Here is a 12,881-nt window from a genome sequence, read left to right as displayed (position 1 = left end):
AGGTCACCCAAACCCAACAAGCGTTACCTACGGCCCGGTTGGGCCGTGCACAGGATGCAGAAGTTCTGGGGGGAGCCCCCAGATCCCCCAAAGAGACTTCGGGCCCAACAAGGAGAGCAGGGAACCCAGATGGCGGAGCTCACGATCCGGCCGGAGGAGATCCGGGACGCGCTGGAGAACTTTGTCCAGTCGTACAAGCCGGACGCGGCCTCGCGCGAGGAGGTCGGTACGGTCAGCCTTGCCGGCGACGGCATCGCGAAGGTCGAGGGTCTTCCCTCGACCATGGCCAACGAACTGCTGAAGTTCGAGGACGGCACCCTCGGCCTCGCCCTCAACCTCGAGGAGCGCGAGATCGGTGCCATTGTCCTCGGTGAGTTCAGCGGCATCGAGGAGGGCCAGTCGGTCCAGCGCACCGGCGAGGTCCTGTCCGTCGCCGTAGGCGAGGGCTACCTGGGTCGCGTCGTCGACCCGCTCGGCAACCCGATCGACGGCCTCGGCGAGATCGAGACGTCCGGCCGCCGCGCCCTCGAGCTGCAGGCCCCCACGGTCATGCAGCGCAAGTCGGTGCACGAGCCGATGGAGACGGGCTACAAGGCCGTCGACGCGATGACCCCGATCGGCCGTGGTCAGCGTCAGCTGATCATCGGCGACCGCCAGACCGGCAAGACCGCCCTGGCCGTCGACACGATCATCAACCAGCGTGACAACTGGCGCACCGGCGACCCGAAGAAGCAGGTCCGCTGCATCTACGTCGCCATCGGCCAGAAGGGCTCCACCATCGCGTCCGTCCGCGGCGCGCTGGAGGAGGCCGGTGCCCTGGAGTACACGACCATCGTCGCCGCCCCGGCGTCCGACCCGGCCGGCTTCAAGTACCTGGCGCCCTACACCGGCTCCGCCATCGGCCAGCAGTGGATGTACGAGGGCAAGCACGTCCTCATCGTCTTCGACGACCTGTCGAAGCAGGCCGACGCCTACCGCGCCGTGTCGCTGCTGCTGCGTCGCCCGCCGGGCCGCGAGGCCTACCCGGGTGACGTCTTCTACCTGCACTCCCGCCTGCTGGAGCGCTGCGCCAAGCTCTCCGACGAGATGGGCGCCGGTTCCATGACCGGTCTCCCGATCGTCGAGACCAAGGCCAACGACGTCTCGGCGTTCATCCCGACCAACGTCATCTCCATCACCGACGGCCAGTGCTTCCTGGAGTCCGACCTGTTCAACGCCGGTCAGCGCCCGGCCCTGAACGTCGGTATCTCGGTCTCCCGCGTCGGTGGCTCCGCCCAGCACAAGGCCATGAAGCAGGTCTCCGGCCGGCTTCGCGTCGACCTGGCCCAGTTCCGCGAGCTGGAGGCGTTCGCCGCCTTCGGTTCCGACCTGGACTCCGCGTCGAAGGCGGCCCTGGAGCGCGGCAAGCGCATGGTCGAGCTGCTGAAGCAGCCGCAGTACCAGCCGATGTCGACCGAGAACCAGGTCGTCTCCGTCTGGGCCGGCACCACCGGCAAGATGGACGACGTCCCGGTCCAGGACATCCGCCGCTTCGAGACGGAGCTGCTGGACTACCTGCACCGCGAGCACAAGTCGCTCATGACGTCGATCCGCGAGGGCGGCAAGATGTCCGACGACACGCTCGGCAAGGTCGCGGAGTGCATCGCCGACTTCAAGAAGCAGTTCGAGACCTTCGACGGCAAGCTGCTCGGCGAGGACGCCCCGGCCGCCGCCAACGTCTCCAAGTGACGACGGAAGGGACCTGATCCATGGGAGCGCAGCTCCGGGTCTACAAGCGTCGCATCCGGTCCGTCACCGCGACGAAGAAGATCACCAAGGCGATGGAGATGATCGCCGCCTCGCGCATCGTCAAGGCGCAGCGCAAGGTGGCGGCCTCCACGCCGTACGCGACCGAGCTCACCCGCGCGGTCACGGCGGTGGCGACCGGGTCGAACACCAACCACCCCCTCACCACGGAGGCGCAGTCCCCGACCCGCGCCGCGGTCCTGCTCGTCACGAGCGACCGCGGTCTGGCCGGCGGCTACTCCTCCAACGCCATCAAGCAGGCCGACCGGCTCACCGAGCGGCTTCGCGGCGAGGGCAAGGAGGTCGACACGTACATCGTCGGCCGCAAGGGTGTCGCCTACTACGGCTTCCGTGAGCGCAAGGTCGCGGACGCCTGGACCGGGTTCTCCGACAACCCGACCTACGCGGACGCCAAGCAGGTGGCCGCCCCGCTGATCGCGGCCGTCCAGCAGGACACCGCGGACGGCGGTGTCGACGAGCTGCACATCGTCTTCACGGAGTTCGTGTCGATGATGACGCAGACGCCGGTGGACAACCGGATGCTGCCGCTCAGCCTCGCGAAGGGCGCGGAGGAGACGCAGGGCGAGATCCTTCCCCTGTTCGACTTCGAGCCCTCGGCGGAGGACGTCCTCGACGCCCTGCTGCCGCGCTACGTCGAGAGCCGCGTCTACAACGCCCTGCTGCAGGCCGCCGCCTCCGAGCACGCGGCCCGCCGCCGGGCGATGAAGTCGGCGACCGACAACGCGGGAGAGCTGATCAACTCGCTCTCGCGCCTTGCCAACGCGGCCCGCCAGGCCGAAATCACCCAGGAAATCAGCGAGATCGTCGGTGGCGCGAGCGCCCTCGCCGACGCGACCGCGGGGAGTGACAAGTAATATGACTACCTCTGTTGAGGCGGCCATCCCGGGCAGCACGGCCACGGGCCGCGTCGCCCGGGTCATCGGCCCGGTCGTCGACGTGGAGTTCCCCGTCGACGCGATGCCGGAGATCTACAACGCGCTGACGGTCCAGGTCGACGACCCGGCCGAGGAGGGCAAGCGCAAGACGCTGACGCTCGAGGTCGCCCAGCACCTCGGCGACGGCATCATCCGCGCCATCTCCATGCAGCCCACCGACGGCCTGGTCCGCCAGGCCCCGGTGACCGACACGGGCAAGGGCATCACCGTCCCGGTCGGCGACTTCACCAAGGGCAAGGTGTTCAACACCCTCGGCGAGGTGCTGAACGTGCCCGAGGCGAACGCCGAGGTCACCGAGCGCTGGCCGATCCACCGCACGGCCCCGGCCTTCGACCAGCTCGAGTCCAAGACCGAGATGTTCGAGACCGGCCTGAAGGTCGTCGACCTCCTCACCCCGTACGTCAAGGGTGGAAAGATCGGCCTGTTCGGTGGCGCCGGCGTCGGCAAGACCGTGCTGATCCAGGAAATGATCATGCGTGTCGCCAACCTCCACGAGGGCGTCTCCGTCTTCGCGGGCGTCGGCGAGCGCACCCGCGAGGGCAACGACCTCATCGCGGAGATGGAGGAGTCCGGCGTCCTGGACAAGACCGCCCTGGTCTTCGGCCAGATGGACGAGCCCCCGGGCACCCGTCTGCGCGTGGCCCTGGCCGGTCTGACGATGGCGGAGTACTTCCGCGACGTCCAGAAGCAGGACGTGCTCTTCTTCATCGACAACATCTTCCGGTTCACCCAGGCCGGTTCCGAGGTGTCCACCCTGCTCGGCCGCATGCCGTCCGCGGTGGGCTACCAGCCGAACCTGGCCGACGAGATGGGCCTCCTCCAGGAGCGCATCACGTCGACCCGCGGTCACTCGATCACCTCGATGCAGGCGATCTACGTCCCCGCCGACGACCTGACCGACCCGGCGCCGGCCACCACCTTCGCCCACCTCGACGCGACGACGGTCCTCTCCCGTCCGATCTCCGAGAAGGGCATCTACCCGGCCGTGGACCCGCTGGACTCCACGTCCCGGATCCTGGACCCGCGCTACATCGCGCAGGACCACTACGACGCCGCCATGCGCGTCAAGGGCATCCTGCAGAAGTACAAGGACCTCCAGGACATCATCGCGATCCTCGGCATCGACGAGCTGGGCGAAGAGGACAAGCTGGTCGTCCACCGCGCCCGTCGCGTCGAGCGCTTCCTGTCCCAGAACACCCACGCGGCGAAGCAGTTCACCGGCGTGGACGGTTCGGACGTTCCGCTCGACGAGTCGATCGCCGCGTTCAACGCGATCTGCGACGGCGAGTTCGACCACTTCCCGGAGCAGGCCTTCTTCATGTGCGGTGGTCTCGAGGACCTCAAGAAGAACGCCAAGGAGCTCGGCGTCTCCTGAGGACCGCGTGACGTGTGAGGGGGCGGGCGCCGTCCGCCCCCTCGCCCCGCGCCTCCCCCGGGGCACACCGCCCCGGGCTCCGGCCGCCCCCCGCGGCCGGCCTCCGGCCCCCGTCGGCCGGCTCGGGTCCTCGGCACTCCGGTGCCGAAGACCCCACTAGACTTATGACCCAACACCCGGCAGAACCCGCCGGGTGGTGACCCGAGGAGCCACCCTTGGCCGCTGAGCTGCACGTCGAGCTGGTCGCCGCGGACCGGAGTGTCTGGTCCGGCGAGGCCACCCTGGTCATCGCGCGCACCACCTCCGGCGACATCGGCGTCATGCCCGGCCACCAGCCGCTGCTCGGTGTGCTGGAGTCGGGCCCGGTGACCATCCGCACCAGCGAGGGGAACACCGTCGTCGCCGCCGTGCACGGTGGTTTCCTCTCGTTCGCGGACAACAAGCTGTCGCTGCTCGCGGAGATCGTCGAGCTTGCGGACGAGATCGACACCCAGCGCGCCGAGCGTGCGCTGGAGCGTGCGAAGACGGAGTCGGACGCCGCGGCCGAGCGGCGCGCCGAGGTCCGGCTGCGCGCGGTGGCGGCCGCGCGCTAGCGCGTACCGCCGCTGATCCACCCTGCCGGGCGCCCCTCACCGGGCGGCCCGGCCCCTCAGCCGCGGCTCGGTCCGGACTCTCCGGACGGGGTCGCGGCTGAGGCGATGCAGATGCAGGTCGTATTCGGTTACAGGACGAGGCGAGGAGGTCGGTGGAGATGTTCCTCGCTCTGCTGGTGAGCGCACTGGTCGTCGTACTGGTGGTGATCGGACTCTTCGTCTTCGGCCTGCGGCGGCGGCTGATCCAGCGGTCGGGCGGCACCTTCGACTGCAGCCTCCGCTGGGACGCCCCCGAGGAGGGCGACCCCTCCGGCAAGGGCTGGGTGTACGGGGTCGCCCGGTACGGCGGTGACCGGATCGCCTGGTTCCGGGTCTTCTCGTACGCGCCCCGCCCGCGGCGCGTCCTGGAGCGGGACTCCATCGAGGTCCTGAACCGCCGGATGCCGGACGGCGAGGAGGAAGTGGCGCTCCTGTCGGACTCCGTCGTCCTGGGCTGCCTGCACCGGGGAACGCGCCTGGAACTCGCCATGAGCGAGGACGCCCTCACCGGTTTCCTCGCCTGGCTGGAGGCGGCGCCCCCCGGCCAGCGGGTCAACGTGGCCTAGCGGCCCCGTCCCGCACCGCGGCCCTCGGCGGTCGCCCGCCGCGGGCCCTGTCGTGCGGTGGTCCGGCACCTGTGTCCGGCCGGACGTCCGGGGCGTCCCCCGGCTCTCCGCGGCCGCTCGCGGCACGTTCCCTCCGGTGTGGCCGGACACCTCACCCGGCGGCGGGATGCCGGGTGTTCCGACGCGGGCCGCCCCGAGTGCGTACTCCTCCCGGCGCGGGGCCGCGTGCCGAGGCGTCCGCGCGGAGCGGTCTTCGGCCGCCTGGTGGGGGAGAGGCCCACTGCTCTACGAGGACGCGGGCCCGGGTGGAGGCGTCGTCTCCGTCGCGGGCCGGGTGCGGCGGGCGTAGGCGCGCGCGGCGCGGGCCCGGTCGCCGCAGCGGGTGGAGCACCAGTGCCGGCGGCCGTGACGGAGCAGGTAGCGGTTGCAGGGGGCGGATCCGCAGGCGGTGAGGCGTTCGGCGGCGGGCCCGGTGAGGAGGTCGGCGGCGTCGGTGGCGAGGGTCGCCAGGGCGTGGGCGACGATCTCCGTGGTGGGGTGCAGGGCCACGCGGTGGGGGCCGTTCCTCTCGTCCCACCGCAGCAGCGGGGCGGTGGGGACGCGGGTCATCGCGTCGTTGACGGCGGCGACGGCGGCCGGAGAGGCGGGAAGCCCCCCGACGCGGGAGGCGAACAGTGATCTGACCTGTTCGCGTAGGGAGCGCAACTGCGCCGTGCACATCTCCAGCATGCCGGCGTCGATCGGGGCGAGGCCGTGCCGCGTCAGCCAGCGGTTGGCCTCCGCCGGGGTCCTCAGGAAGTCCGTCTCCTGGCCGCCGGGCAGGGCGACGGCGCTGTTGGCGAGGGCGAGGGAAAGGTGTTCCTCCTCGCCCTGCGCGGGTGGCAGGACCGGTTCCTCCGCCTCGGTCTCCTTCATGGTTCTCATGGTACGCCTTGCTCGTTTCCATGAGATGCGGTTACCTTCACCTCACGTTCTACTCACCAGTCATCCGTGAGGTGTTCTTCCGTGTCCTCCCTTCCCGCCGGAACCGGGCCGTTCCCGGTCCGTGTGCTCGGCGGCCCGACCGCCCTCTTCGAGTACGGCGGCCTGCGCTTCCTGACCGATCCCACCTTCGACGGCCCCGGTGACTACCCCACCCTCGGCCCGACCCTGACCAAGACCGCCCCCTCCGCCGCCGACCCGGCCGACCTCGGCCCCGTCGACGTCGTCCTGCTCTCGCACGACGAGCACGCCGACAACCTCGACGCCTCCGGCCGCGCCCTGCTCGCCGACGTCCCCCTCACCCTCACCACTCCCGGCGGCGCCCGGCGCCTCGGGGGCGGAGCCAGGGGGCTCGCCGACTGGGAGACGGCCGTGCTGGACCGTCCCGGCGGCGGCACGATCACCGTCACCGGCGTCCCCGCCGTCCACGGGCCCGGCCCGCGGGAGGAGATCGAACCGGTCACCGGGCAGGTCGTCGGCTTCGTACTGACCGGGGAGGACCTGCCCACCGTCTACGTCAGCGGCGACAACGCCTCGCTCGACGCGGTCCGGGAGATCGCCGAGCGCTTCGCCCCGGTGGACACCGCCCTCCTCTTCGCCGGAGCCCCCCGCTTCCCCGAGCTCTTCGGCGGCGCGCTGATCGTCCTCGACAGCGCGCAGGCGGCCCGGGCCGCGGGGATCCTCGGCGCCCGCCGCGTCGTGCCCGTCCACCACGACGGCTGGGCCCACTTCACCGAGGGCCGCGACGAACTGCTGGCCGCCTTCACCGCCGCCGGCCTGGCCGACCGCCTGGACCCGGACTGGACCCGGCACGCCTGAGCCGACCGGGACGGCGCCGCCGGGGGCGGCCCTGTGCCCGGAGGCGGTGGAACCGCCCGCGGCGGCCCCGGACGAAGCGGCGGTACGGCGGCTCCGGGCGGAGGCACGGGCCCGGCCGCCGTGGGCTCCCCGGCCGCCGCGGGCTCCGCATGCCTGCCGGCCGCCGGGGGCGGTCCCGCGGCCGGAAGAGGGGGAGAGCCGCCCGTGGACCCGGACGGGCGGCGGCGTGACGGCTCCGGGCGAGCAGGCGTTCCACGCGGTGCGCCGGAGGGCCCGGCCCGGCGGCCCCCCGCGCCCTTCGGAGTGCGGCGCGGGCGCGGGGCCCCGGGTCAGACCTCCAACTCCCGGGCCAGTACCGCCGCCTGCACCCGGCTGCGCAGCCCGAGCTTCGCCAGGAGCCTGCTGACGTGGGTCTTCACCGTCGCCTCCGCCATGTCGAGACGTACCGCGACCTCCGCGTTGGACAGGCCGTCGCCGAGGCACGACAGCACCTCGCGCTCCCGCCGGGTCAGCGGGTCGAGCACGCTCCGGTCCGGTCCGGACCCCGCCGTACGGCCGGACCCCGCCGTACGGCCGGGCCGTGCACGGTCGCGCCCTGCGAACTCGGCGATCAGCCGCCGGGTGACCGCGGGGGCGATCAGGCCCTCGCCGCGCCCCACCGCCCGTACCGCCTCGATCAGGTCCCGCGCCTCGGTGTTCTTCAGCAGGAACCCGGCGGCGCCGGCCCGCAGCGCCCCGAAGACGTACTCGTCGAGGTCGAAGGTGGTCAGGACCAGGACGTCCGCGAGGCCCTCGGCCACCACCCGGCGCGTCGCCTCCACCCCGTCCAGCAGCGGCATCTGAACGTCCATCAGCACCAGGTCCGGGCGCAGCTCGCGGGCCAGCCGCACCGCCGCCTCGCCGTCCCCGGCCTCGCCGACCACCTCGATGCCGGGGGCGCTGCGCAGGATGAGGACGAGGCCCGCCCGCACGGCCCGCTGGTCCTCCGCGACCAGGACGCGGACCGCGCGGCCCCGCGCCCCCGTACCCGCATCCGCGCCCGTACCCGTGCTCATGCCGCCGGCTCCCTGTCGTCCTCCGCCACGGGCAGCACCGCCCGCACCCGCCACGCCCCGTCCACCGGGCCCGCCTCGAACTCCCCGCCCAGCAGCGCCACCCGCTCCCGCATCCCCACCAGCCCGGCCCCCGACCCGGGCGCCCGCGGCCCCGCCNGCCGGGCGGCCCGGCGGGCTGGTCACCACCACCGTCAGCGCGTGGCCGGTGCGCTCCACCACGACGGCGACCTCGCCCGCACCGGCGTGCTTCAGCGCGTTCGTCAGGGACTCCTGCACGATGCGGTACGCCGCCAGCTCCACCGGCGCGGGCAGGTCCCCGTCCGGCGGCGGGGCGGTCAGCGTGAACACCAGCCCGCTCGCCGTGCCGTGCGCCGCCGCCTGCCGCACCAGCGCGGAGAGTCCGACCAGGGTCGGCGCGGGCGCCGGGTCGCGGTCGGCGCCGCTGTCCCGGAGCAGCGAGATCAGCCGGCGCATCTCGGCGAGGCCCTCGACGCTGTTCTCCCGGATGACGCCGAGGGCCTCCCGGCTGGTGGCCGGTTCGTCGAGGGAGAGCGCGGCGGTCGAGTGGATGGCGATCGCGGAGAGGTGCCCCGCCACCATGTCGTGCAGTTCCCGCGCCATCCGGGCCCGCTCCGCCACCACCGCCTCCCGGCGGTCCATCTCGGCCAGCAGCGCGGTCTGTTCGGCGCGCAGCCGGGCCGCGTCGGCGGCCTGCCGGTGGTTGCGGACGATCGCGCCGGTGGTGGCGGGGACGAACGACACCAGGCCGGCCAGGACGCCGAGCAGCAGCGCCCACGGCTCCCGGTACCAGGCCAGCGACGCGATCGACACCGCGACGGTGACCAGGCCCGTCGTCCTCGGCAGCCGCCGGGCGAAGGCGGCAGGCCCGTACACGGCGGCCGCGTACACGAGGTCCGTGAACATCAGGACCGTCGCGATGCTGCCGCGCGTGAACTGGTCCGCGACGACCGCGACCGTCCCCACCAGCAGCGCCGCGCGGGGACGGGTGCGCCGGACGAGTCCCAGTGACGCCGTCACCAGCAGCGGAGGCAGGACGGCCCACGGCGCGTCGACGATCGCGTGGCGCGCGCCCTGGTTGAACAGGCCGAGGGACCACAGCAGGAGGCCGCCGGCGAGGCCCGCCGAGGCCAGGAGGACGTCTTCGCGAGGGGGGCGGGGCGGTGTCACGGTCCCATCCAACACGCCCGCCGTACCCGCCGCGTCGTCGTCCCGGGCGAGCCTCGGCTACATCGAAGGATGCAGGGCGGTCTCGTCACCGGCGACGACGCCCGGCGCCCGCGGCGGCGGCAGGCTGGGGGCATGGTCGTCACACTGATCGTGGTCTGCGAGATCGGCTTCTGGGTGCTGCTGGCGGCGGGGCTCGCCGCGCGGTACCTGCTGAGGATGCCGCGCACCGGCGCGGCGCTGCTGCTGTGCGAACCGCTGCTGGAGGTCGTCCTGCTCGTGGCGACCGCCGTCGACCTGCGCGGCGGCGCCGAACCCGACTGGACGCACGGCCTGGCGGCGCTGTACATCGGCTACACCGTCGGCCACGGGCACCGGACCGTGAAGTGGCTGGACGGCCACGCCGCCCACCGCCTCGGCGGCGGGCCCCCGCCGGTCCGCCCGCCCCGCTACGGCACGGCCCGCGCCCGCCACGAGGGCCGCGTGTGGCTGGGCACCCTGCTCGGCGCCGCCGTCGCGACGGTCCTGCTCCAGGCCGCCGCCTGGTACGTGGACGACCCGGCCCGGACCGGCCCGCTGGAGAGCTGGACGGCCGGGGCGTGGCGGGTGGCGGGCATCCACGGGCTGATCGCCCTGTCGTACGCGGTCTGGCCGAAGAAGGCCCCCGGGCGCGAGGGGCGGCCCGCCGGCCCGGACGCCTGACGCCCGCCGCCCGGCTCCCGGCGGGGACTCAGCGCTCCCCGCCGGGCACCCACAGGATGTCGCCGACCTCCTTGTTCGCCGTCCTCGCCAGGATGAACAGCAGGTCGGAGAGGCGGTTGAGGTACGTGGCGGTCAGGGCGTTCATCGTCTCGCCGTGCACCTCCAGCGCCGCCCACGTCGAGCGCTCCGCGCGGCGGACCACCGTGCACGCCTGGTGCAGGAGCGCCGCTCCCGGGGTGCCCCCCGGCAGGATGAAGGAGCGGAGCTTCTCCAGGCCCTCCAGGAACCGGTCGCAGTCCGCCTCCAGCTTGTCGACGTACGCCTGCTCCACCCGCAGCGGCGGGTACTGCGGGTTCTCCACCACCGGGGTCGACAGGTCCGCGCCCACGTCGAACAGGTCGTTCTGCACCCGTACGAGGACCTCGACGACCTCCTCCGGCAGTCCGCCGAGGGCGATGGCGGTCCCGATGACCGCGTTCGCCTCGTTCGCGTCGGCGTACGCCGCGATCCGCAGGTCCGTCTTGGCGGTGCGGCTCATGTCGCCGAGCGCCGTCGTGCCCTTGTCGCCGGTGCGGGTGTAGATGCGCGTCAGATTGACCATGCGGCCAGCCTAGTGACCCCGGTGGCGCACCGGCCCGCCGAAGGCCCCGTGTGCCGACCGTCACGGCCGGCGCCCCGGCGGCGGGGGACCGCCGGGGCCCCGCGGGCCGGGCGCTCCCGGGCGGGCCCGTCCGCGGTGCGTCCACCCGGTGGCGCGTTCCGCTGTGATGTCCGTCATCCGAGACGTGACGCGCATCTCTTCACCGCCCCACGGACCCTTCCGGGCAGTAACCTCCCGCCGGAGAACCGAAAAGCGGACGCGTGTGAAGGGGATTGAACGTGGCCAGGAAGCTCGCCGTCATCGGCGCCGGACTCATGGGTTCCGGCATCGCTCAGGTCTCGGCCCAGGCCGGTTGGGACGTCGTGCTGCGCGACGTCACGGACGCCGCCCTCACCCGCGGCACGGACGGCATCAAGGCGTCGTACGACAAGTTCGTCTCCAAGGGGAAGCTCGACGCCGCCGACGCCGAGGCCGCGCTGGCCCGCATCACCACCACCACCGACCTCGACGCCGTCGCCGACGCCGACGTCGTGGTGGAGGCCGTGTTCGAGAAGCTGGAGGTCAAGCACGAGATCTTCCGCGCCCTCGACAAGCTCGTCCGGGACGACGCGCTCCTCGCCTCCAACACCTCCGCCATCCCGATCACCAAGATCGCCGCGGTCACCGAGCGCCCGGAGCGGGTCGTCGGCACGCACTTCTTCTCGCCCGTCCCGATGATGCGGCTGTGCGAGCTGGTCCGCGGCCACAAGACGAGCGACGAAGCCCTCGCGACCGCCCGCGAGTTCGCCGAGTCGGTCGGCAAGACCTGCATCGTCGTCAACCGCGACGTCGCCGGCTTCGTCACCACGCGCCTGATCTCCGCCCTCGTCGTCGAGGCCGCCAAGCTGTACGAGTCCGGCGTGGCCTCCGCCGAGGACATCGACATCGCGTGCAAGCTGGGGTTCGGCCACGCGATGGGTCCGCTCGCCACCGCCGACCTCACCGGCGTCGACATCCTCCTCCACGCCACCGACAACATCTACACGGAGTCCCAGGACGAGAAGTTCGCCCCGCCGGAGCTGATGCGCCGGATGGTGGACGCGGGTGACATCGGCCGCAAGAGCGGGCAGGGCTTCTACCGGTACTGACCGCATCCCGCCAAATCAACTTCACCCTTCGGGGTGAAGTTGATATCGGTTCGCTCACGAAGCGCAACCGCTCGGGTGACGCGGTAGTCACCTGGTGCAGCAGAAAGACGTGACGGAACAAGAACAGCACTCCCGGGGAGCGCATATGCACATCAGGGGCGACCACAGCGAGCTGGTCGTCGGGGGCCGCCTCGACGTCCGCAGCGCGGCGGACGCCCGTACGGTCCTGCACTCGGCCGTCGACGACGGAGCCGGCGACCTCGTACTCGACCTGACCGGCCTCGACTCCTGGGACGCCACCGGGCTCGGGGTCATCATGGGCGCCCACCGCCGCGCCGGCCGCTGCGGACGGCGCCTGGTCCTGCGCGGCGTGCCGCCCCAGATGCAGCGCCTGCTCGTCGCGACCAGGCTGCACCGCATCCTCGCCATCGAGGGCGGCCTCGCCGCGGAGTCGCTCCCCCGCGTCTGAGCCGCGGTCAGGAGCGCGCCCCGTGCGCGCGCGACGCGCCCCGGAGCCCCTCCGGGAAGGCGCACGCGGTGCCCCCGGGGCTCGCGGGCCCGTACCGCTCCGCCGCGCACGCCCCGCCGTACGACCCCCGTACGCCCGCCGCGGAAGAGGGGCCGACCGCACATGCGGGAGCAAAACGCCCCGGGCGGCCCCGGTCGCCCATGGTCACAGGACCGTGACGTCTGGGGCGGTCGGCACCCCGGCTGTTTCCCGCGGCCCGGGGAGCGTCTAGGGTTCTGGGGGTCTGCCCATCGACGGACCCACACGGCGGGCACCGGACCAGAAGCGACACCGTGCGTGCAGATCGGCCGGGAGGGGCTTCGCCGCACCACGCTTTTGAGGGGCTTTCACCATGGACCCGATGAACCCGCGGCCGGACGACCACGGCCACGACGCGACCGACGACGCCGCCCGCCGGAGCGGCGACACCGGCCGGCCGCACGCCTCCCGCGACGACCGCCCCNCCCGCCCGGNGCGGGCAAGGCCCCCGCCCGCACCACGCGGCTCGTCACCGGCGACTTCCTCCTCACCGTCAACCCCGTCGACGGCAGCGAGATCGAGCCCTGCCCGCCCGGCCGCCGGCCCGAGC

At 72.9% G+C, this 12,881-nt stretch carries 12 protein-coding genes and 2 pseudogenes; 9 read left to right on the top strand and 5 right to left on the bottom strand.

What is annotated here, in order from left to right; translation table 11 throughout:
- Positions 1-129 precede the first annotated feature (129 nt).
- From atpA to MW084_RS02255, 5 genes are all read left to right on the top strand, one after another.
- Complete coding sequence (atpA, locus tag MW084_RS02275) at positions 130-1,728, top strand: F0F1 ATP synthase subunit alpha (protein ID WP_010474385.1); 1,599 nt, start codon at positions 130-132, stop codon at positions 1,726-1,728.
- 20 nt (positions 1,729-1,748) lie between these two features.
- Positions 1,749-2,660 carry a F0F1 ATP synthase subunit gamma gene (locus tag MW084_RS02270; protein ID WP_255114400.1) on the top strand — a complete coding sequence of 304 codons (912 nt, stop codon included), beginning with the start codon at positions 1,749-1,751 and terminating at the stop codon, positions 2,658-2,660.
- Between the two features lies 1 nt (position 2,661).
- A complete protein-coding gene (gene atpD / locus MW084_RS02265) occupies positions 2,662-4,116 on the top strand; it encodes a F0F1 ATP synthase subunit beta (protein ID WP_010474569.1) in 1,455 nt (484 codons plus the stop codon).
- 215 nt (positions 4,117-4,331) lie between these two features.
- Positions 4,332-4,709 (top strand): F0F1 ATP synthase subunit epsilon, encoded by a 378-nt coding sequence (locus MW084_RS02260; protein WP_010474571.1) that lies wholly within the window; start codon positions 4,332-4,334, stop codon positions 4,707-4,709.
- 158 nt (positions 4,710-4,867) lie between these two features.
- Positions 4,868-5,314 carry a DUF2550 domain-containing protein gene (locus tag MW084_RS02255; RefSeq protein ID WP_010474572.1) on the top strand — a complete coding sequence of 149 codons (447 nt, stop codon included), beginning with the start codon at positions 4,868-4,870 and terminating at the stop codon, positions 5,312-5,314.
- A gap of 285 nt (positions 5,315-5,599) precedes the next feature.
- Here MW084_RS02255 and MW084_RS02250 read toward each other — a convergent pair whose 3' ends face one another.
- A complete protein-coding gene (locus MW084_RS02250) occupies positions 5,600-6,229 on the bottom strand; it encodes an ABATE domain-containing protein (protein WP_010474573.1) in 630 nt (209 codons plus the stop codon).
- A 90-nt stretch (positions 6,230-6,319) separates the two neighbouring features.
- Between MW084_RS02250 and MW084_RS02245 the strand changes: the two genes are divergently transcribed.
- A complete protein-coding gene (locus MW084_RS02245) occupies positions 6,320-7,114 on the top strand; it encodes an MBL fold metallo-hydrolase (protein ID WP_010474574.1) in 795 nt (264 codons plus the stop codon).
- 329 nt (positions 7,115-7,443) lie between these two features.
- Here MW084_RS02245 and MW084_RS02240 read toward each other — a convergent pair whose 3' ends face one another.
- The 3 genes and pseudogenes from MW084_RS02240 to MW084_RS02230 all read right to left on the bottom strand — a co-directional run.
- The gene (locus tag MW084_RS02240; protein WP_010474575.1) at positions 7,444-8,169 is read right to left on the bottom strand and encodes a response regulator; all 726 of its coding nucleotides are present in this window, start codon (positions 8,167-8,169) and stop codon (positions 7,444-7,446) included.
- Positions 8,166-8,325, bottom strand: a pseudogene (locus MW084_RS02235) (ATP-binding protein); the annotation flags it as partial. The gene MW084_RS02240 and the pseudogene MW084_RS02235, both read right to left, overlap by 4 nt.
- A gap of 1 nt (position 8,326) precedes the next feature.
- A pseudogene (locus MW084_RS02230) lies at positions 8,327-9,357 on the bottom strand (sensor histidine kinase); the annotation flags it as partial.
- Positions 9,358-9,489: 132 nt separating this feature from the next.
- On the opposite strand from MW084_RS02230, the gene MW084_RS02225 reads away from it, so the two are divergent.
- Positions 9,490-10,056 (top strand): hypothetical protein, encoded by a 567-nt coding sequence (locus tag MW084_RS02225; RefSeq protein WP_010474577.1) that lies wholly within the window; start codon positions 9,490-9,492, stop codon positions 10,054-10,056.
- A gap of 28 nt (positions 10,057-10,084) precedes the next feature.
- Here the strand turns inward: MW084_RS02225 and MW084_RS02220 are convergent, their stop codons facing one another.
- Positions 10,085-10,657: a cob(I)yrinic acid a,c-diamide adenosyltransferase gene (locus tag MW084_RS02220; protein WP_010474578.1), complete on the bottom strand. Its 573-nt coding sequence runs from the start codon at positions 10,655-10,657 to the stop codon at positions 10,085-10,087.
- A gap of 278 nt (positions 10,658-10,935) precedes the next feature.
- On the opposite strand from MW084_RS02220, the gene MW084_RS02215 reads away from it, so the two are divergent.
- Entirely contained in the window at positions 10,936-11,784 is an 849-nt protein-coding gene (locus tag MW084_RS02215) for a 3-hydroxyacyl-CoA dehydrogenase family protein (protein WP_010474579.1), read from the top strand.
- Between the two features lie 145 nt (positions 11,785-11,929).
- A complete protein-coding gene (locus tag MW084_RS02210; protein ID WP_010474580.1) occupies positions 11,930-12,253 on the top strand; it encodes an STAS domain-containing protein in 324 nt (107 codons plus the stop codon).
- Positions 12,254-12,881: the final 628 nt, after the last annotated feature.

Source organism: Streptomyces sudanensis (assembly GCF_023614315.1).
In the GTDB taxonomy this organism is placed as follows: domain Bacteria; phylum Actinomycetota; class Actinomycetes; order Streptomycetales; family Streptomycetaceae; genus Streptomyces; species Streptomyces sudanensis.
Note: the sequence above shows the minus strand (reverse complement) of the source record. Positions and strands in the feature narration are given on the sequence as shown.